This window comes from Falcatimonas sp. MSJ-15 (genome assembly GCF_018918265.1).
Lineage (GTDB): Bacteria > Bacillota > Clostridia > Lachnospirales > Lachnospiraceae > Falcatimonas.
In genome coordinates this window covers 117661-138855 of sequence record NZ_JAHLQC010000004.1, presented here as the reverse complement: position 1 = coordinate 138855, position 21195 = coordinate 117661, and the positions used below count along the sequence as shown (strand labels likewise).

The window sequence follows — 21195 nt, the reverse complement described above, 5'->3', positions numbered from 1 at the left end:
ATATGATAATGGCATTAATTTATGGATATGGTTATAGATATTATTATGATCCAACATATATTCTGGTTCTTATAGGTGTTGTTATATCACTTATTGCATCTGCAAAAGTAAAGTCAACATTTGCCAGATATAATAAGAGACAGTCAGCATCGGGAATGACCGGAGCACAGGCAGCCGAAAGACTTTTGTATGCAGCTGGAATACAAGGCGTTGGGGTAACTCATATAGCAGGTAATCTTACTGACAATTATAATCCATCAACAGGCATGGTAAGCCTGTCTGATTCAGTTTACAATAATTCGTCAATAGCGGCACTTGGAGTTGCAGCACATGAGATTGGACATGCTATTCAGCATGATGAAGGATATGGCCCATTAAAGCTTAGAAGTACTATGGTACCAGTTGTTAACTTTGGATCAAGTCTTTCATGGATACTTATTGTTGCAGGACTTGTATTTGGAAGATATCAGTTTCTTCTGAACCTTGGAATTCTTATGTTTTGTCTTGTAGTTGCTTTTCATCTTATTACGCTTCCTGTAGAGTTTGATGCATCAAGAAGAGCGATTGAACTGTTAGATAGATCAGGAATACTTTATGGAGATGAACTTAAAGGCTCAAAGAAAGTATTAAAAGCAGCCGGATTCACGTATGTTGCAGGTGCACTTACAGCAATACTTCAGTTACTTAGATTAATAATATTGTTTGGAGGAAGAGACCGTGACTAAATCGGTAAACACAAGAGAGATAATACTTGATATATTAATGCAGGTTATGGAACAGGGCGATTTTTGTCATATAACAATAAGCCAGGCATTAAAAAAATATCAATATCTCGAAAAACAGGAACGTTCATTTATAAAAAGAACAGCAGAAGGTACAATTGAAGAACAGATATATCTGGATTATGTTATTAATAAATTCTCAAGTATTGCAGTAAAAAAGATGAAACCGGTAATAAGAAATATATTGCGAATGGCTGTATATCAGATTATTTTTATGGATTCAGTACCAAATAGTGCGGCATGTGATGAAGCAGTAAAACTTACAAAAAAACGTGGATTTTTTACACTAAAAGGTTTTGTAAATGGACTGTTAAGGAATATAGACAGACATCTTATAGAGATAGAACTTCCGGCTAAAAAAGAGGATGTAACATATTATTATTCAATAAAATATTCAATGCCTGAATGGCTTGTAAAAAAATGGATAAAATCTTATGGAGAAGAGCAGACAGATAATATGCTTTCAGAATTCTTAAAAGAATCAAAAGTATCTGTAAGATGCAATACTTCACTAAAAAGTGAAGAAGATATAAGACGTATGCTTGAAGAAGAGAATGTGATATGTGAACCGGCAGATATAGGAGTACCGGCATATTATATCTCAGGATATGACTATATAGAAAGCCTAAGTGCATTTCGTGAAGGATATATTCAAGTGCAGGATATAAGTTCAATGCTTGTTGGCAAGATAGCGGATCCTGCACAGGATAACTATGTAATAGATGTATGTGCAGCTCCAGGAGGAAAGAGTCTTCATATAGCAGATCTTTTAAAAGACACAGGCTGCGTAGAAGCAAGAGATCTTACGATGCAAAAAGTTATGCTTATAAAGGAAAATATAGAAAGATGTCATGCTAATAATGTAGTTGCAGTTGTAAAAGACGCATTAGAGCTTGATGAGACAGCAATAGATAGGGCAGATATTGTTATATGTGATCTGCCATGTTCCGGGCTTGGAATAATAGGAAGAAAAGCAGATATAAAATACAAAGTTGATGAAGAAAAAATAGAACAGCTTGCTAATCTTCAAAGAGAGATACTAAAAGTTGTCCAAAATTATGTAAAACCCGGTGGATGTCTTATCTTTAGTACATGTACAGTTAATCAGACGGAAAATGATGAAAATGTAAGATGGTTTGAAGAAAATTATGGATTTGAACTTGAGAGCATAGAAGAATATCTTCCGGAAAAATTTAGAAATAGAACAGGAGATAGAGGATATATTCAGATATTCCCAAAAGCAGGAGAAAATGATGGATTCTTTATATCAAAGTTCAGAAGGAAAAAAGTATGAGTAGTGAATTAACAGATATAAAATCTTTGTCTATTGATGAACTTACAAAGGAACTTACAGACAGATTGGAAGTTCAAAAATTCAGAGCAAAGCAGATATATGAGTGGCTTCATAAAAAACTTGTTACAGATTTTGATGATATGAGTAATATCTCTAAGGAGCTTAAGAATAAGTTAAAAGAGAATTATTACATTACAAAGTTAGAACCAGTGCAAGTGCTTACATCAAAGATTGATGGTACACAAAAATATCTTTTCAAATTGTCAGATGGCAATGTGATAGAAAGTGTTCTTATGAAGTACAAATTTGGTAATTCTGTATGTATATCATCACAAGTCGGCTGTAGAATGGGATGTCGCTTCTGTGCATCAACGCTTGATGGGCTAGAGAGAAGTCTTAGACCATCGGAGATGCTTGATGAGATATATAGAATACAGAGTTTGACAGGCGAGAGAGTGTCTAATGTTGTAATAATGGGAAGTGGAGAACCATTTGATAATTATGATAATATAGTGAAGTTTCTTGACTTATTAACTGATGAGAATGGCCTTAATATAAGTCAGAGAAATGTAACAGTATCGACATGTGGTCTGGTACCAAGAATACTTGAACTTGCTAAGAGACAGTTGCAAATAACACTTGCAATATCGCTTCATGCACCTAATGATGAACTTAGAAGAACAATGATGCCAATAGCTAACAAATATTCAATAGATGAGATACTTCATGCATGTAAAGTATATTATGAGAATACAAAAAGAAGAATAACATTTGAATATAGCCTGGTTCAGGGCGTGAATGATACAATGGAATGTGCAGAAGAACTTATACATCGTCTACGAGGAATGAATTGTCATGTTAATCTTATTCCGGTTAATCCAATTAAGGAGAGAGATTATAAGCAGTCATTTGCAAAAGATATCGAAAAGTTTAAAAATAGACTTGAAAAAAATGGGATTAATGTTACTATTAGAAGAGAAATGGGCAGAGATATTCAAGGTGCCTGTGGTCAGTTAAGAAAAAGCTATTTAGAAAGTTAATATTAATGTGGAGGTATTGGGATGAAAGCAGTAGCGATTACGGATACCGGCTTAAAACGAAGTATTAATCAGGACTATGTTTTTTGCAGGGATACCAAAGTAGGCAATCTTCCTAATCTCTTTGTCGTAGCAGATGGAATGGGAGGTCACAAAGCTGGTGATCTTGCATCAAGATTTACGGTTGATACATTAGTATCTGAGATTGAAAAGTCAGATTCAGATAATCCAATATCAGTAATAGGGGATGCAATCAAGACTACTAATACAAAACTCATTGCAAAAGCTGCAGAGTCAGAAGACTATGCAGGAATGGGAACAACTCTGGTTGTAGCATGTGTAGTGGATAATTCAATGTATGTGGCAAATATTGGGGATAGCAGATTATATGTGATTGATAACCAGATAAGACAGATAACCAGAGATCATTCTTATGTAGAAGAGATGGTAAGTCTTGGTAAGATGAGCAGAGATGCCAAAGAATATTCTGCAAAGAAGAATATAATAACAAGAGCAATGGGAGCATCAGACAGAGTTATACCAGATTTTTTTGAGGTAGATATATGTGATGATGATGTGATTCTTATGTGTTCAGATGGCCTTACCAATATGGTAGATGACGAGGAGATAAAAGATATTATTAAGATGCCGGAAGGAATAAAGCATAAAGCCGAGATGTTGGTTGATGAAGCTAATAATAACGGTGGCAGGGATAATATAGCAATAATTATTATAGAACCAAATATAGACGAGGTGAGCTTATGTTAAGAAATGGAATGTTTATCGCAGACCGTTATGAGATTATAGAACATATAGGATCAGGCGGAATGTCAGATGTATATAAAGCAAAAGATCACAAGCTTAACAGATTCGTAGCAGTTAAAGTACTTAAGCATGAATTTAGCGAAGATCAGAGCTTTGTGTCAAAATTTAGAGTAGAGGCACAGTCAGCAGCAGGACTTACACATCCTAATATTGTTAATGTGTTTGATGTTGGAGATGAAGATGGAATTCATTACATAGTAATGGAGCTTGTAGAAGGAATTGTACTTAAAAAATATATTGAGAAAAAAGGAAAACTCAATGTAAGAGAAGCGACAAGTATTCTTATACAGGTAGCACAGGGAATAGAATGTGCACATAATCATCATATAATACACAGAGATATAAAACCACAGAATATAATTATCTCAAAAGAAGGAAAAGTTAAAGTTGCAGACTTTGGAATAGCAAGAGCAGCATCAACTAATACAATCAACTCAAGTGCGATGGGATCTGTTCATTATATATCACCAGAGCAGGCGAGAGGTGGTTATAGTGATGAAAAGAGTGATATATATTCACTTGGTATAACCTTCTATGAGATGGTAACAGGAACTTTACCATTTGATGGAGATAATACAGTGAGTGTTGCATTACAGCATATTCAGGAGAAGATGATATCGCCAAGAGAATATGTTGAAGATCTTCCTATCAGTACAGAGAAGATTATATTAAAATGTACACTTAAAAAACCGGATAGACGATATGCCAAAGTCAGCGATCTTATAGCAGACCTTAAGAGATCACTTGTGTCACCGGATGTCGATTTTGTAAAAATAATTGATAATTCCGATATTGATACACCACAGACAGTGATACTTACACAGGAACAGATGCGTGAGATAAGTGAAAAATCAGCTGGTAATGTATATGATGATGACGATGATTATAACAATAGTTATGATGACGAAGATGAAGAATATGATGAGGACGAAGACGAAGAAGGCATTCAGGAAGAAGGAGATGTTAATCCTAAGTTTGATAAAGCGATGACAGGTCTTTTAATAGGAGTTGCAGTAATAATCGTATTCATAACTATCTTTTTAATTGTTAAGATGATAGGAATATTTAATACATCTAAGCCTGATAAGGAAGAGACATCTGCGAATACAACAACAGAATCACAGGATATGGTAGAAGTACCAAAACTTATAGGATATACAGAAGAAGAAGCAACTAAAAAATTAAAGAGCATGGGACTTAATGTAAAAGTTAAGAAAGAGCAGTCAGATGAATATGACGAAGGAATTGTATTCAAACAGAGTGAAGAACAGGGAAAAATGGTTGAGAAAAACACATCTATTGTTATAACAATAAGCTCTGGAGTAGCTACATTTGAATTAAAAGATTACTCAGGAATGTCAGAAGATGATGCTACAAGTGCATTAAAGAAACTTAATCTTGAAGTTGTTAATGATTATCAATATGATAGTTCTGTAGAACAAGGAACAGTAATTAAGACACAGCCTGCAGCAGGAAGTGATGTATCAGAAGGTGATACAATTACAATTATAGTAAGTAAAGGTTCTGAGAACGTTAAGATGATTAATGTACTTGGCAAGACAGAAGGAGAAGCAAGACAGGAACTTGAAGCTATTGGTCTTAAAGTTGCAGATAATATAACTAAAGATTATAGTAAAGAGTATGGTGCAGGACAGGTAATGAATCAAAGCTATGCTGCCGGAACAGAACTTGCACCGGGAACAGAAGTAAGTATTGCAATAAGTCTTGGTGAGGAAGCCAAATATACATATAGAGCTAAAGAATTTACTATCTCAAACAGCGACAGCAATAATAGTTATGATAGTGAAGTGGCAGGCAAGCAGAATGTTTCAAAAGAGCATATAAAAGTAGTTCTTGAACAGGATGGAGCTCAGTCAGTAGTACTAAAAGATACTGATTTTTCTAATAACTTCAACTTTACTTTTAGTAATATTGAAGGTGCAGAAGGCTTAACAAGTGGAACAGTAAAAGTATATCTTTCATATACGTATGAAGTTGAAAGCGAGATTAGTGAAACTACAGGTGAGTCTGAAGAAGCAACAGCTAAACCTACAGTAGAGACAAAGACAGTTACAGATGTGCTTATTCAGACAAAGGCAATCACATTTGATAAGGTACAACAATAATGAATGGTAAGATAATAAAAGGTATCGCAGGTTTTTATTATGTACACGTTCCTAACGAAGGATTGTATGAATGTAAAGCAAAAGGGAGCTTTAGAAATAAGAAAATAAAGCCTCTTGTAGGTGACAATGTTATAATAGATGTAGTAGACAAAGATAAGTTTCTTGGCAATATAGTAGATATATTGCCAAGAAAAAATGAGCTTATAAGACCTGCTACAGCTAATATTGATCAGGCAATACTAATATTTGCAGTTAATGAGCCAGCACCAAATATCAATCTTTTAAGCAGATTTCTTATAACAATGGAACTTAGACATATTGAGACAATAATATGCTTTAACAAGACAGATATAGCAACAGACGAAGAAAAGAAGAATCTATATGACATACTTTCAGGATGTGGCTGCAGGATTGTATTCGCAAGCACTTATGATGAGAGTGGGATAGAAGAGATAAGAGCGATAATAAAAGGAAAGACAACAGCATTTGCCGGTCCTTCAGGCGTAGGCAAATCATCTATGCTTAATCTTATTGATGGCAATCATAACATGGATACAGGTGAGATAAGTCAAAAGATAAAGAGAGGTAAGCATACGACAAGACATTCAGAGATATTCAACATTGATGAAGATACTTATATTATTGATACACCGGGATTTACTTCGCTATATGTGAATGAGATTGACAAAGATGATTTAAAATATTATTTTGCAGAATTTGAGCAATATGAGAATCAGTGCAGATTTAATGGATGTATACACATTAATGAACCGGATTGTGCTGTTAAAAATGCATTGAATGAAGGCAGAATAAGTAAAGTAAGATATAATAATTATATCGAAATGTATAAAGAATTAAAAGAACAAAGGAGATATTAGAAAATGCATCACATTTTATCACCGTCAATATTGGCAGCTGATTTTAGTAAATTAGGAGAGGACATAAAAACGATTGATTTGGCAGGTGCTGAATATATTCATATAGATGTAATGGATGGGCTTTTTGTTCCAAGTATTTCTTTTGGTATGCCTGTAATAGAATCAATAAGAAAAGATACAGATAAAGTATTTGATGTACACCTTATGATTACAGAACCAGAACGTTATGTTGAGACATTTGCAAAGATAGGTGCAGATATTATCAATATTCACGTTGAAGCAACAGATAGAGTAGAAGAGACATTAAAGAAGATTAAAGAACTAGGTAAAAAAGCAGCAATTACACTTAATCCTGAGACAGAGCCAGAGGCAATATATCCATACATACCACTTGTTGATATGATTCTTGTGATGAGTGTGCATCCTGGATTTGGTGGACAGAAGTTTATCGAGACATCAACAGAAAAAGTAAGAACAATAAGAAATAAATGCATTGAGATGGGCTATGCAGATATGGATATTGAGATTGATGGTGGAATTAACTTTAATAATGTTGAAGAAGTTGTTGAAGCCGGAGCTAATATAATTGTAGCAGGTTCAAGTGTATTCAGAGGCAATGCACAAGAGAATACTAAGAGATTTAATGAGATAATAAAAAAATATGATAAGTAGGTGGTTCTTATGAGAACACTTATTATAAATGGAGGCAATATCAGTAATGATTTTGCCTCAGTTTATATTAAGAATAATAGATTTGACAAAATTATAGCTGTAGATGGAGGACTTAGTTTCGCAAATAGTATGGATATTATTCCAGACTATATAGTAGGTGACTTTGATACAGTTCCAAAGTTCATTCTCGATCAGTATGAAGGCAAATCAGAGATAATTAGATTTAATCCGGAAAAAGATAATACAGATTCAGATCTTGCAATACGACTTGCCTGCGATATAGGCAGTAGTGAGATAGTGATAATTGGTGCAACCGGAAGAAGAATAGATCATACAATTGCCAATATTGAACTTCTCACGATTCCACTAAAAGCCGGAATACAGGCATATATTATAGACGAATATAATAAGCTATATCTTATAGATGGAATTCATTGCATAGAGAGACAAGATATGTATGGTAAATATATATCACTTATACCATTGACAGAGTATGTAAAAGGACTTACACTCACAGGCTTTAAATATTTGCTTAAAGATTATACATATAAGTATGGTTCAAGCCTTGGAGTAAGCAATGAGCTTAAGGATGAACATGGATATATAGAATTATCAGAAGGAATACTTATAGTGATGGAGACAAAAGACTGAAAAGGGTAGAGGAAATATATATGAAGATAGTAATACAAAGAGTGCAAAGAGCAGACGTTACAGTTGAAGAAAAAGTAATAGGAAAGATTGGAAAAGGATATCTGATTCTATTTGGAGTCGGAGAAGACGATACAGAAGAAAAATTGCAAAGATATGTAGATAAAATAGTAAAGATGAGAATATTTGCTGATGAGAATGGTAAGACAAATCTGTCTATAAAAGATGTTAAAGGTGAAATGCTTATTGTATCACAGTTTACATTATATGCAGACTGTAAAAAAGGAAATCGCCCAAGTTTTGTACATGCAGGAGAACCAATTAAGGCAAATAAGTTATATGAGCGATTTGTAGAACTCATGAAAGAACAGATAGAAGTTGTCGAAACTGGTGAATTCGGTGCAGATATGCAAGTATCACTCGTAAATGATGGACCATTTACAATAATTCTCGATGATGAGACAGTAGGAGCATAACATAATCGGATAAAAAAATTAATTATACTAAAAAGCAGCTATGAATCATATCAATTATATGAATTATATGAATTTCATAGCTGCTTTTTACTTTTTTTACTTTTTAAGGGATTTCTACAATCTCTTTTCTATTAATTATACATTAAATCTAAAGAGAACGACATCTCCATCTTTTACAACATAATCTTTACCTTCAAGACCTACAAGTCCTTTTTCTTTGGCAACAGTATATGATTGACAATCAAGAAGATCCTGATAATTAACAACTTCAGCACGAATGAAACCACGCTCAAAATCACTATGGATCTTACCGGCAGCCTGAGGTGCTTTAGTTCCTTTTTTAATTGTCCATGCTCTTGTCTCAGTAGGACCTGCTGTTAAGTAACTTATAAGTCCAAGAAGAGAATAACTTGCTTTGATTAACTTATCAAGACCAGATTCGCTAAGACCAAGATCTTCAAGGAACATCTTCTTTTCATCATCATCAAGTTCGGCAATCTCCTGTTCAATCTGAGCACAGATTACGAATACTTCACAATCATTCTCAGCAGCGAAAGAACGAACAGCCTTGACATAATCATTAGAAGCACCATCATCAGCAAGATCATCTTCACATACGTTAGCAGCGAAGATAACAGGCTTCCATGTAAGAAGATTATATTCACTCATCCATTTTAATTCATCTTCATCATTCTCATCAAGTTCAAAACTTCTTGCAAGTTTACCATCTTCAAGATGAGTTTTGATTCTTGTAAGGAAATCAAGTTCTTTTGCGAGAGCTTTGTCATTTCTTGCACCTTTTGATGTCTTTGCAATTCTACGTTCGAGAATCTCTATGTCAGAGAAGATAAGTTCAAGATTGATAGTCTCAATATCTCTTAGAGGATCAACACTTCCATCAACATGAACGATGTTAGAATCGTCAAAACATCTTACAACGTGAACGATAGCATCAACTTCACGAATGTTTGAAAGGAATTGGTTACCAAGACCTTCACCTTTTGATGCACCTTTTACAAGACCTGCAATATCAACAAATTCGATAACAGCAGGAACTATTTTCTGTGAATTATATAAAGCAGCGAGCTTGTTAAGTCTCTCGTCTGGTACGCTTACAACACCAACATTAGGATCGATGGTACAGAATGGATAGTTTGCTGATTCTGCACCCGCTTTAGTTAAAGAGTTAAATAGGGTACTTTTTCCAACATTTGGAAGACCCACAATACCAAGTTTCATATTTTTCTTCCTTCCTTTATATATAATAAACCTAAGACATTTTATCACATTGACATTCAAAAATAAAGACAAAAAATGTAGAAGAAGAGAAATGTATTGACATTTTGAAAAAAAACGGACGAATAGTGCTAAAGTACTAAAAGTACTTGATAAAGATGCCGAAATGGGGTAATATGATACTAGGTGGTGGTAAGTGGTAGAGAATGGTAAAAAGTGGTTCCGTTGTGGTACACTTATAAGGTGGGTGAGTATAGATGTTCATGAGTGAGTATAACCATACAATTGATATAAAAGGTCGTCTTATAGTACCTGCAAAGTTCAGGGAAGAATTAGGTGACACATTTATAGTAACAAAAGGATTCGATGAATGTCTGCTTGCATATCCAAAGAGTGAATGGACACTTTTTGAAGAAAAGCTATTACAATTACCGCAAAATAACAAAAATGCCCGTGCACTTGTAAGGCATTTTATGGCTGGGGCAGTAGAATGTGAGATAGATAAGCAGGGTAGGATACTTATACCACAGGTATTAAGAAATTTTGCAAAGTTAAATAAGGATGTTTTGTTAGTAGGTGTTGGTACAAAAATTGAGATTTGGGACAAGGATATATGGGAACAGAATGAGACCAATGACATCGAACAGATTGCAGAAAGTCTTGAAGAATTTAACATCAGGCTATAAGGAGGCTATAATGGAATTTAAACACAAGTCGGTTTTACTTAATGAAACCATAGACAATCTTAACATTAAACCTGATGGAATCTATGTGGATGGTACACTAGGAGGCGGAGGCCACTCATACGAAATCTGCAAGAGATTATCACCAGAGGGAAGATTAATAGGGATTGATCAGGACGAAGATGCTATAAGGGCAGCATCAGAGAGACTGAGCGAATTTAAGGACAGAGTGACAATAGTTAGAAGTAACTACTGTGAGATAGCACAAGTACTTAAAGATTTGGGCATTGAAGGTGTGGATGGAATAATACTTGATCTTGGAGTATCATCATTTCAATTAGATACTGCGAGTCGAGGATTTACATACAGAGAGGACGCACCACTAGATATGAGGATGGATCAGCGTCAGGAGACAACAGCAGCAACAATAGTGAATACTTACAGTGAATTTGATTTATACAGAATCATAAGAGACTATGGTGAAGACAAGTTTGCAAAGAATATAGCAAAGCACATAGTTATGGCAAGAGAAGAACAACCAATTGAGACAACCGGGCAGCTTATAGAGATAATAAAAGCTGCAATACCGATGAAAGTAAGGGCAGTTGGTGGACATCCTGCCAAAAAAACATTTCAGGCAATAAGAATTGAACTTAATAAAGAGTTAGAAGTTCTTAATGATTCTGTGGAGACGATGATTGATTTGCTCAATGATAAAGGCAGGATATGTATAATAACATTCCATTCTTTAGAAGACAGAATAGTAAAGACAAAATTTAAAAATTGTGAGGATACATGTACATGTCCTCCATCATTTCCAGTATGTGTGTGTGGAAATAAACCAAAAGGTAAGGTGATAACAAGAAAACCTATAATACCAACGGAAGAAGAGATTGTTGCAAATAAGAGATCTAAAAGCTCAAAACTAAGAGTATTTGAGCGAATTAGATAATCTGGTTAAAAAGGGGGAATACCGGATGCAGAACAATAGTAAGAAGAAAAAAATATATGTTTACAGCGATGGCAATACACTAAGATATGCGGAAGCTGAAGCACTACCAAAGAAAAAAGAACAAAAAGTTGTACAACCAGAGAAACCAAAGAAGAAAAAAGTCAGTGAACAGACAAGACGTAACAGAGAAAAAGCCCAGCATATGGGAAGAGGAATGGCATTATTCTTGACAACTGCAGTGTGTGCAACACTATTTGTAAGTTTCAGGTATCTTAATCTGATGTCAGATATGAAATCTAATCAGGGCGAGATAACAGAACTTCAGAATCAGTTAGATGAACTAAAAACAGAAAACAGTGTTACATATTCAAGATTAAATAGTAGTATTGATCTTGAAGATATATACAAAAGAGCGACACAGGAATTAGGCATGGTATATGCTGTAGATGGACAGATTGTGACATATACAGCACCAGCAAGTGAGTATGTTGAACAGTATGCTAACGTTCCACAGGCAAATAGTAATAATCTGTTAGACGAGATAATTGAGATAATGAAGTAGGTGTAAAAATGGCATTAGAGCGCAAGAAAAGGACAAAACCGCTTACATTCAACCGAAGAATGAAACAGAAACTAATGATAGTCTTTGCCGGAGTTATGTGTGCATTAATCGGACTTACTGTTGTTCTTGCGAGAATAAACATAATAAGTGGACGAGAATATGAGAGAATAGTTCTCTCAAACAGGCAGTACAATACTACTGTTGTGCCTTATAAGAGAGGCGATATAGTAGACCGTAATGGTACAGTACTTGCTACAAGTGAAGAAGTATATAATGTAATAATCGATGCATCTGAATTATTAGCAAAAAATGGTAAGTATCGAGAAGCATCAGTTGAGAGTCTTGTGAAATATCTGGGTATAGATATAAATACAATTAATGAATACCTTGATAATGAAGAGAATAAAGATGCCCATTATAAACGAATTGCAAGGAAAGTGCCTTATAAACAGATAAAAGAATACATGCAGGTACTTGAAGAGTCCAATAAGATAAAAGGAATATGGCTTGAAAAAGAATACAAAAGAACATACCCACAGAATGCACTTGCGGGTGATTTGATTGGATTTACAGTCCTTGGTGATGATGGAGAAGACCAGGGAAATTGGGGGATAGAACAGTACTATAATGATGAATTGTCAGGGAAAAACGGTGTGCAATATGGATATGTGGATAGTGAACTTAATTATGAGACAGTTGTAAAATCGGCAACAGACGGTTATACAATTGTCTCAACAATAGATGCTAATCTGCAATCAATAGTTCAAAAAGATATAGAAGCATATTATGCAGAAAAAGGTGCAAAAAATCTTGCAGTAATAATAGCAGATCCTAATAATGGCGAGATACTTGCCGAAGCAAGTTATCCATTTTATGATCTTAATAATCCACAGGATCTAAGTGTCTATCTTCCACAAGATCAGATAGATACTCTTTCTGATGAAGAAAAACTTACAAAGATGTCAGAGATGTGGAGAAACTTCTGTATAAGTGATACATACGAACCAGGTTCGACATTTAAACCTTTTACTATAGCAGCAGCATTAGAAGAGAATATCGTAACTGATAATCAGTCATTTTACTGTGATGGATTTCAAGATATATATGGAACTAAGATAAAGTGCCATAAAACAGCCGGACATGGAATGCTTACACTTGAAGAATCACTTATGAATTCATGTAATGATGCACTTATGCAGATAGGAGCATCACTTGGAACAGAGAAGTTTTGCAAGTATGTATCCGACTTTGGATTTGGTCTTAAGACTAATATAGATCTTCCTGGAGAAACATACGGAATTATACATACAGCAGATACAATGGGACCAGTTGATTTGGCAGTTAACTCATTTGGACAAGGTATTAATGTTACCATGACACAGATGGTGGCGGCATTTTCGTCACTAATCAATGGTGGTAATTTTTATGAACCAAGTGTAGTAAAACGAATAGAGACACAAAATGGCAATATAGTTGATAATAAAGAGCCTGTAGTATTAAGACAGACTGTAACAGCTAAGACATCAGAACTATTAAGACGCTATCTATATAGCACAGTTGCTGAAGGAACAGCTAAGACAGCCGGAGTTGAAGGATATGCTATTGGTGGTAAGACAGGAACAGCAGAAAAATATCCACGAGGCAATGAAAAATACATAGTCTCATTCATAGGATTTGCACCAGTTGACAATCCAAAATATGTAATATATGTAGTCATTGATGAGCCTAATGTAGAGAAACAATCAGATTCAACACAGGCAACAACACTTGCACAGAAGATTATGTCAGATATTATGCCATATATGAACATATATCCTACTAATAATACGGGTGACAATGGACAGCCTGCAGAGAATGAAGAATATGAATCAGGTGGTTTTATAGAAGGCGAGAATGTTACAGATCCTATAGCTGAGCAGGCGGGAACACATGTTGAAGGTGCATCACAGGGAATAGATCCTGAACCTGCGACTGTAGCACCAACTGAACCAGAATCACAATCAGATGCGGCACCATCTGAGCCTGCCCAGGCATCACCAGAGGATGTGGCACCATCTGAGCCTGCCCAGGCATCACCAGAGGATGCGACACAACTAGACCAGGCACCATCTGAACCGGCAGGATAAAAGCTGCCTCACAGGCATTAAAGAAGCATGATGTGTTACGTATAATATGTTATAAATTAATGGCGAAAAAATCACAGGCTTGCCTGTGGAAGTAGTCAGAGAACAATAGAATATATTAGAAGAATGATTGCATAACCTCATAATAGCAGAATAGAATATATAAACTGCTATTATGAGGTTATATGTAAGAATGGAAAAAGAAAAGACATATAACAGAAAAAAAATCTTTATATTTTCGTTAGCTACAATAACAGTACTTATATTGCTTATTGCAAGATTATTCTATGTAATGATAATAGAACATGATTATTATACAAAGCTTGCTACAGAGCTTCACGAGAGAGAACGTGCAATAAAAGCACTAAGAGGTGAGATAATAGATCGTAATAATATTCCACTTGCAACTAATATAACTGTATGTACAGTATCAGTGATCCATAACCAGATAACTGATGAAGAACAGACAGCATCTATGTTGTCATCTGAACTTGGTATATCCTATGAAGATGTATTAAAAAAAGTAAAGAAGAAGTCTTCTATAGAAAGAATAAAAACTAATGTAGAAAAGACAATTGGTGACAGAATAAGAGAATATGGATATTCTGGTGTAAAAGTCGATGAAGATTATAAAAGATATTATCCGTATGATGAACTTGCATCAAAAGTAATAGGATTCACAGGCAGTGATAATCAGGGAATAGTAGGGCTTGAAGTATATTATGATGAATATCTTACCGGCAAAAGTGGCAATATTCTTACAGTAACAGATGCTAAAGGAATAGAACTTGAAGGATATAGAGAGAATAGAGAAGAACCAATTGCAGGTAATACACTTAAGATAAGCATTGATTATAATATTCAAAGGTACTGTGAACAGGCAGCATATAAAGTTATGACAGAGAAAAATGCCAAAAATGTTATTATAATAGTTATGAATCCGGTTAATGGAGAGATATATGCGATGGTTAATACACCAGAGTATAATCTTAATCAACCTTTTGAACTTACAAGTGAGTATCTAAGCGAGATGCAGTCAGAGACAACATCAGAAAGTGAGACTATTGACCAGAATAAGACTGATGAAACAGCAGAGACTATGACCAAACAGGATATGCTCAACCAGATGTGGCGTTGCATGGCGATTAATGATACTTATGAACCGGGAAGTACATTTAAGATGATAACAGCAGCAGGTGCATTAGAAGACGGTGTTGTAAGCATAACAGATACATTTACATGTGGCGGATATGCAACAGTTGAAGACAGGCGAATACGATGTCACAAGACGACAGGACATGGAACAGAGACATTTACAGAGACAGTGATGAACTCATGCAATCCGGCATTCATTGAATGGGGAAGAAGACTTGGAACAGACCGTTTTTATGAATATTTTAAGATATTTGGATTGATGGAAAAGACAGGGATAGACTTACCGGGTGAAGCATCAGGGATAATGCATAAAAAAGAGAATATTGGAGCAGTTGAACTTGCGACAATATCGTTTGGGCAGTCATTTCAGATAACTCCAATGCAATTATTAGGTGCAGCAGCATCAATAGTTAATGGCGGACATAAGATAATACCACATTTTGGAATAGATATACTTAATGAAGATGGTAAAGTAATACAGAATCTTAATTATACTACAGATAAACAGACGATTTCTAAAGAGACATCTGATACAATGAAAGAGATATTGTGGCAGGTAGTGGAAAACGGAGGAGGTAACAAGGCATATATTGAAGGATATGAGATAGGTGGTAAGACAGCTACGAGCCAGAAACTTCCAAGAGGTTCTGGTAAATACATAGCATCATTTGTAGGATTTGTACCATATAACGATCCGAAAGTTATGGCGATGTGTATAATTAATGAGCCACAAGGTGTATATTATGGTGGTACGATAGCTGCACCTGTAATACAGAATGTATTCGACAATATTCTTCCATATCTTGGAATGGAAAAAAATAACAACAGTTAAGTATATAGAAAATATATGAATAAATAGTTGAAAAGTAAAATGAAAAGCAATATAATGTTAGGGTTATAATTGCCATTAAGGCGATAAATTTGGAGGAAAAATATTATGGATTTAAAAGGCGATAAAGTAGTAGTAGTAGGCACTGGTATAAGCGGAATTGGAGCAGCAAGACTTCTTGCTAAGACACAGGCTAAAGTTGTACTTTATGATAGCAATGAAAAAGTAAACGAAAAAGATGTATATGCAAAACTTCCGGATGTACAGGTAGAAGTAGTAATAGGTACAGATTTTGCAAAAGTTTTAGAAGGTGCAAAACTTTTAGTAATAAGTCCGGGTGTACCAATTGACAGTGAAGCAGTATTAGAAGCTAACAGACAGAACATACCTGTATGGGGTGAGATAGAACTTGCTTATAATTACGAAAAAGGAACTGTTGCGGCAATTACAGGTACTAATGGTAAGACAACAACAACAGCACTTGTTGGTGAGATAATTAAGAATCATATTAAGAATACATACGTAGTTGGTAATATTGGTAACTCTTATACAGGTGAAGTATTAAAAACAGATGAAGATTCAGTTACAGTAGCTGAGATTTCAAGTTTTCAGCTTGAGACAACACATGATTTCAGACCACATGTAAGTGCAATACTTAACATAACACCTGATCATCTTAACAGACATAAGACAATGGAGAATTATATCAAAGTAAAAGAGAGTATCACAAAGAATCAGACACAGGAAGATGTATGTGTACTTAATTATGATGATGAAGTGTTAAGAGCATTTGGTGCAAAAGAATGTAGTGCATCTGTACTATTTTTTAGCAGATTATACAAGATAGAGAATGGTATCTGCATGAATAATGATGATATTGTTCTTGTAAAAGATGGTAAAGAGACAGCATTAATGAATGTTAATGATATGAAATTAATTGGAAAACATAACTATGAAAATGTAATGGCAGCTATAGGCGTAGCAATGTCAATGGGAATTCCAATGGATATAATCATATCAACAGTAAAAGAATTCAAAGCTGTTGAGCATAGAATAGAATATGTAAGAGAACTAAATGGAGTTGTATATTACAATGACTCAAAAGGAACTAATACAGATGCTGCAATCAAAGCTATAGAAGCTATGACAAGACCAACAATATTAATTGGTGGTGGATATGACAAACATTCAGAATATGACGATTGGGTTCTTGCATTCAAAGATAGAGCTAAACACCTTATATTACTTGGAGCAACACGTAATAAGATAGCAGAATGTGCTAAGAAGCATGGATATGATAAGATTACATTTGTATCAACACTTAGTGAAGCAGTAAGCCTTAGTGCTAAGATAGCAGAGAGTGGAGATGCAGTTCTTCTGTCACCTGCATGTGCAAGCTGGGATATGTTTGAAAGCTACGAGCAAAGAGGCAAGATGTTCAAAGAGTATGTTAATCAATTGAATTAGAAGATAAAATATAAAATAAGGTGGGGATATAGTGGAACTAAGAAAGAAAAGAAGAACAACACAAGTGAGCAAAAGCGAAGAGAAAGATACAGCACCTGTTAAGAGACGTGAAATAACCAAATATTTTGATTATAGTCTTGTTGTAATAGTAATATTTCTTATTGGATTCGGACTTGTAATGCTATATAGCACAAGTTCATATAATGCATTGTCAGAACATAATGATTCATGCTATTTCCTAAAGAGGCAGGCGACATTTTCGGTACTGGGGCTTTTTGTAATGTTTGTAGTTTCATTTATCCCTTATCAAGTGTGGAGAAGACCATCAGCGATATTTTTTATAATATCATTGATAACAGTTTTTCTTGTATTAACACCACTTGGAATATCGAGCCATAATGCAAGAAGATGGATAGGTCATGGCAGTATACGAATTCAGCCTGCTGAGATTGTTAAAGTAGCGACAATTCTTCTCGTAGCATCACTTATATGCAAGTTTGGAAGAAGAATAAAATACATAAAGTCAATATTATTTATTGGAATTATAGGCTTTATAGGAGCAGTGCCATTATATATTGTAACAGATAACTTAAGTTCATGTATAATTGTATTTGGAATAACAGTTATAATGACATTTGTAGCATATCCAAAATATTGGCCATATATTCTTGGTGTAAGTGCAGTAGCAGCAGTTGTGATTATCTATCTATATCACCTGTTTACAACATATGATATTAATCAGATAGATGATACTGTACCATTTAGAATACGAAGAATGCTTATATGGAAGAATCCTGAAAGCTCAAGTGATAATTATGGCTATCAGACATTACAGGCATTATATGCAATAGGTTCAGGTGGTTTCTTTGGTAAAGGGCTAGGAAATAGTATTCAGAAATTAGGCTTTATACCCGAAGCACAAAATGATATGATATTTTCAATTATCTGTGAAGAACTTGGACTCTTTGGAGCAATATGTGTAATTCTACTATTTATAATGATGATATGGCGATTTATGATAATAGCCAACAATGCACCGGATCTTTTTGGTGCTATGATAGTTGTAGGTGTAATGTCGCATGTAGCGATTCAGGTAATACTTAATATAGCAGTTGTTACCAATACGATTCCTAATACGGGAATATCACTTCCATTCATCAGTTATGGTGGTTCATCGGTTGTATTTTTACTTATAGAAATAGGACTTGTGCTTAATGTATCAAGACAGATTAGTTTTGAAAAATAATGGTAGTATATTAGCGATACACTCTAACGGATTAGGAGGGGTTGTATGAAGAATGTGAAACAGGGAGACAAAAAAAGAAATATATCTATTATTATTATTGCATCAATAGTTGCACTAATAATAATAGTATCAATATTTGCATTCTATTTTTTTAAAATAGAATCTTATGAAATTACTGGTAATAAAAATTATACAGAAGAAGAAATACAGAATATTATATTTGAAAAAGCTTACGAAAAGAATGCGATTGGAGTATATATTAATAATATATTTGGGAAAAAGAAGACAATACCCTTCGTTGAGACATACGATGTGGATGTTGTATGGCCAAATCATGTTAAAGTTACTATATATGAAAAAGCAATGACTGCATATATAGAATATATGGGAGTTAATATGTTCTTTGATAAAGATGGCATAATAGTCGAAAGTTCAACTAAACTTCCAGAGGGAATACCACTTGTATGTGGTTTGCAATTTGATTCTATGCAATTATATAGTAAGCTGGCTGTAAAAGATGATAAAGTATTTAATACAATATTAAGTATTACACAGTTCCTTGACAAGTATAGTGTTGATGTAGACAAAATACAGTTTGATAAGAATTATAATATAATCCTTTATAAAGGTGATATTAAAATACTTTTGGGTGATGGCTCTAATATTGGAGAGCGAATATACCGATTAAGTTTAGTAATGAATAAGTTTGAAGGATTAAAAGGTACGTTATATCTGGATGATTTTGATGAAAATAATGGTGATATCTTATTTAAAAAAGAAAATTGACGATTAAGATTATAAACATTATATAAATCACAATATCTTGAAAAAAAATAACAAATATAGAAAATACATATTGAAATTTTTCTTATTTAATTATATTATATATAGTATATAAGGTTTTTTTTAAGATTTTAGGATTTAAAGATTTTTTTTAGAAGAAATAGAAAATATAAGAGGAGGTAACACCTTGTTAGAGATTAAGACAAATGAATCTGACTCCGCTGCAAAGATAATCGTAGTAGGTGTAGGTGGAGCTGGTAATAATGCAGTAAACAGAATGGTTGATGAGAATATAGGTGGAGTTGAGTTTATTGGTATCAATACTGATAAACAGGCGTTACAGCTTTGCAAAGCTCCAACAGCTTTACAAATAGGTGAGAAGTTAACCAAAGGATTAGGTGCCGGAGCACAGCCGGAAGTAGGACAAAAGGCTGCGGAAGAAAGCGCAGAAGAGATATCAGCTGCTTTAGAAGGTGCTGATATGGTATTTGTAACATGTGGTATGGGCGGCGGAACAGGAACAGGTGCTGCTCCTGTTGTTGCACAACTTTCTAAAGAAAAAGGAATACTTACAGTTGGTGTAGTTACAAAGCCTTTTAGATTTGAAGCAAAAGCAAGAATGAATAATGCGTTAAGTGGTATTGAAAGACTTAAACAGAATGTTGATACATTAATTGTAATACCTAATGATAAATTACTAGAGATAGTAGATAGAAGAACTACAATGCCAGAAGCTTTAAGAAAAGCTGATGAAGTACTTCAGCAGGCTGTTCAGGGTATTACAGATCTTATTAATGTGCCAGGACTTATCAATCTTGACTTTGCTGATGTTCAGACAGTTATGACGAATAAAGGCATTGCACATATTGGTATTGGTAAAGCAAAAGGTGATGAAAAAGCAATTGAAGCTGTTAAACAGGCTGTTACAAGCCCACTTCTCGAGACAACAATCGAAGGTGCATCACATGTAATTATTAATATTTCAGGTGATATTGGACTTATGGAAGCTAATGAAGCAGCAAGCTATGTTCAGGAATTATCAGGAGATAATGCTAATATTATCTTTGGTGCAATGTATGATGATACATATCCTGATGAAGCAACAATCACAGTTATCGCAACAGGACTTGATGATTCTAATTCAGGTAAGAAGAAGTCAATAGGTGATGTTGTTAATGGATTCAATGCAAGACCTAATGGTACAACTAATGTATTTGGTAATGGAACAGCATCATTCCAGACAGGTGCATATGGACAGACAGCAGGTCATGTTGAACAGGAAGCAGCGAAAGTTCCACCTATTGCTTTTAATAACATTCCAAAGCCAGATGCAAAATCAATAATTGAAGAACGTCAGGAACAGCGACCATCAATTAAGATACCGGAATTTTTACAGAAACGTAAATAGAATATCTTATAAT

The 21195-nt window shown here is 34.4% G+C and carries 19 protein-coding genes; 18 read left to right on the top strand and 1 reads right to left on the bottom strand.

Going from position 1 to position 21195, the window contains the following annotated elements; all coding sequences use genetic code 11:
- The first annotated feature begins 2 nt into the window (after positions 1–2).
- From KQI85_RS04285 to dtd, 9 genes are read left to right on the top strand one after another with little or no spacing between them, the layout of a single operon-like run.
- Complete coding sequence (locus tag KQI85_RS04285) at positions 3–725, top strand: zinc metallopeptidase (protein ID WP_371820550.1); 723 nt, start codon at positions 3–5, stop codon at positions 723–725.
- Positions 718–2076 (top strand): 16S rRNA (cytosine(967)-C(5))-methyltransferase RsmB, encoded by a 1359-nt coding sequence (gene rsmB, locus KQI85_RS04280; protein WP_216574857.1) that lies wholly within the window; start codon positions 718–720, stop codon positions 2074–2076. The genes KQI85_RS04285 and rsmB overlap by 8 nt, the downstream gene beginning before the upstream one ends.
- A complete protein-coding gene (gene rlmN, locus KQI85_RS04275; RefSeq protein ID WP_216574856.1) occupies positions 2073–3116 on the top strand; it encodes a 23S rRNA (adenine(2503)-C(2))-methyltransferase RlmN in 1044 nt (347 codons plus the stop codon). The genes rsmB and rlmN overlap by 4 nt, the downstream gene beginning before the upstream one ends.
- A gap of 21 nt (positions 3117–3137) precedes the next feature.
- The gene (locus tag KQI85_RS04270) at positions 3138–3881 is read left to right on the top strand and encodes a Stp1/IreP family PP2C-type Ser/Thr phosphatase (protein ID WP_216574855.1); all 744 of its coding nucleotides are present in this window, start codon (positions 3138–3140) and stop codon (positions 3879–3881) included.
- On the top strand, positions 3875–6064 hold the full coding sequence (gene pknB, locus KQI85_RS04265) for a Stk1 family PASTA domain-containing Ser/Thr kinase (protein WP_216574854.1): 2190 nt from the start codon (positions 3875–3877) through the stop codon (positions 6062–6064). Before KQI85_RS04270 ends, pknB begins: the two co-directional genes overlap by 7 nt.
- Complete coding sequence (gene rsgA, locus KQI85_RS04260; RefSeq protein WP_216574853.1) at positions 6064–6942, top strand: ribosome small subunit-dependent GTPase A; 879 nt, start codon at positions 6064–6066, stop codon at positions 6940–6942. The genes pknB and rsgA overlap by 1 nt, the downstream gene beginning before the upstream one ends.
- Before the next feature lie 3 nt (positions 6943–6945).
- Positions 6946–7614 carry a ribulose-phosphate 3-epimerase gene (rpe, locus tag KQI85_RS04255; RefSeq protein ID WP_216574852.1) on the top strand — a complete coding sequence of 223 codons (669 nt, stop codon included), beginning with the start codon at positions 6946–6948 and terminating at the stop codon, positions 7612–7614.
- A gap of 9 nt (positions 7615–7623) precedes the next feature.
- Positions 7624–8265, top strand: coding sequence for a thiamine diphosphokinase (locus KQI85_RS04250; RefSeq protein WP_216574851.1), 642 nt, complete (start codon positions 7624–7626; stop codon positions 8263–8265).
- Positions 8266–8285: 20 nt separating this feature from the next.
- The gene (gene dtd / locus KQI85_RS04245; RefSeq protein WP_216574850.1) at positions 8286–8738 is read left to right on the top strand and encodes a D-aminoacyl-tRNA deacylase; all 453 of its coding nucleotides are present in this window, start codon (positions 8286–8288) and stop codon (positions 8736–8738) included.
- Positions 8739–8873: 135 nt separating this feature from the next.
- Here dtd and ychF read toward each other — a convergent pair whose 3' ends face one another.
- On the bottom strand, positions 8874–9977 hold the full coding sequence (gene ychF, locus KQI85_RS04240; protein ID WP_216574849.1) for a redox-regulated ATPase YchF: 1104 nt from the start codon (positions 9975–9977) through the stop codon (positions 8874–8876).
- Positions 9978–10231: 254 nt separating this feature from the next.
- Between ychF and mraZ the strand changes: the two genes are divergently transcribed.
- The 9 genes from mraZ (at position 10232) to ftsZ (ending at position 21182) form a co-directional block, all read left to right on the top strand.
- Positions 10232–10660, top strand: coding sequence for a division/cell wall cluster transcriptional repressor MraZ (gene mraZ / locus KQI85_RS04235; protein ID WP_216574848.1), 429 nt, complete (start codon positions 10232–10234; stop codon positions 10658–10660).
- A gap of 10 nt (positions 10661–10670) precedes the next feature.
- Entirely contained in the window at positions 10671–11609 is a 939-nt protein-coding gene (gene rsmH / locus KQI85_RS04230; RefSeq protein WP_216574847.1) for a 16S rRNA (cytosine(1402)-N(4))-methyltransferase RsmH, read from the top strand.
- 25 nt (positions 11610–11634) lie between these two features.
- Positions 11635–12171: a hypothetical protein gene (locus KQI85_RS04225; RefSeq protein WP_216574846.1), complete on the top strand. Its 537-nt coding sequence runs from the start codon at positions 11635–11637 to the stop codon at positions 12169–12171.
- Positions 12172–12179: 8 nt separating this feature from the next.
- Complete coding sequence (locus tag KQI85_RS04220; protein WP_216574845.1) at positions 12180–14297, top strand: penicillin-binding protein 2; 2118 nt, start codon at positions 12180–12182, stop codon at positions 14295–14297.
- A gap of 190 nt (positions 14298–14487) precedes the next feature.
- Entirely contained in the window at positions 14488–16281 is a 1794-nt protein-coding gene (locus tag KQI85_RS04215) for a penicillin-binding protein 2 (RefSeq protein WP_253293738.1), read from the top strand.
- Positions 16282–16386: 105 nt separating this feature from the next.
- Positions 16387–17745 carry a UDP-N-acetylmuramoyl-L-alanine--D-glutamate ligase gene (murD, locus tag KQI85_RS04210; RefSeq protein ID WP_216574843.1) on the top strand — a complete coding sequence of 453 codons (1359 nt, stop codon included), beginning with the start codon at positions 16387–16389 and terminating at the stop codon, positions 17743–17745.
- Between the two features lie 31 nt (positions 17746–17776).
- Entirely contained in the window at positions 17777–18991 is a 1215-nt protein-coding gene (locus tag KQI85_RS04205; RefSeq protein ID WP_371820549.1) for an FtsW/RodA/SpoVE family cell cycle protein, read from the top strand.
- Between the two features lie 45 nt (positions 18992–19036).
- A complete protein-coding gene (locus KQI85_RS04200; RefSeq protein ID WP_216574842.1) occupies positions 19037–19777 on the top strand; it encodes a cell division protein FtsQ/DivIB in 741 nt (246 codons plus the stop codon).
- 184 nt (positions 19778–19961) lie between these two features.
- Positions 19962–21182 carry a cell division protein FtsZ gene (ftsZ, locus tag KQI85_RS04195; RefSeq protein ID WP_216574841.1) on the top strand — a complete coding sequence of 407 codons (1221 nt, stop codon included), beginning with the start codon at positions 19962–19964 and terminating at the stop codon, positions 21180–21182.
- Positions 21183–21195: the final 13 nt, after the last annotated feature.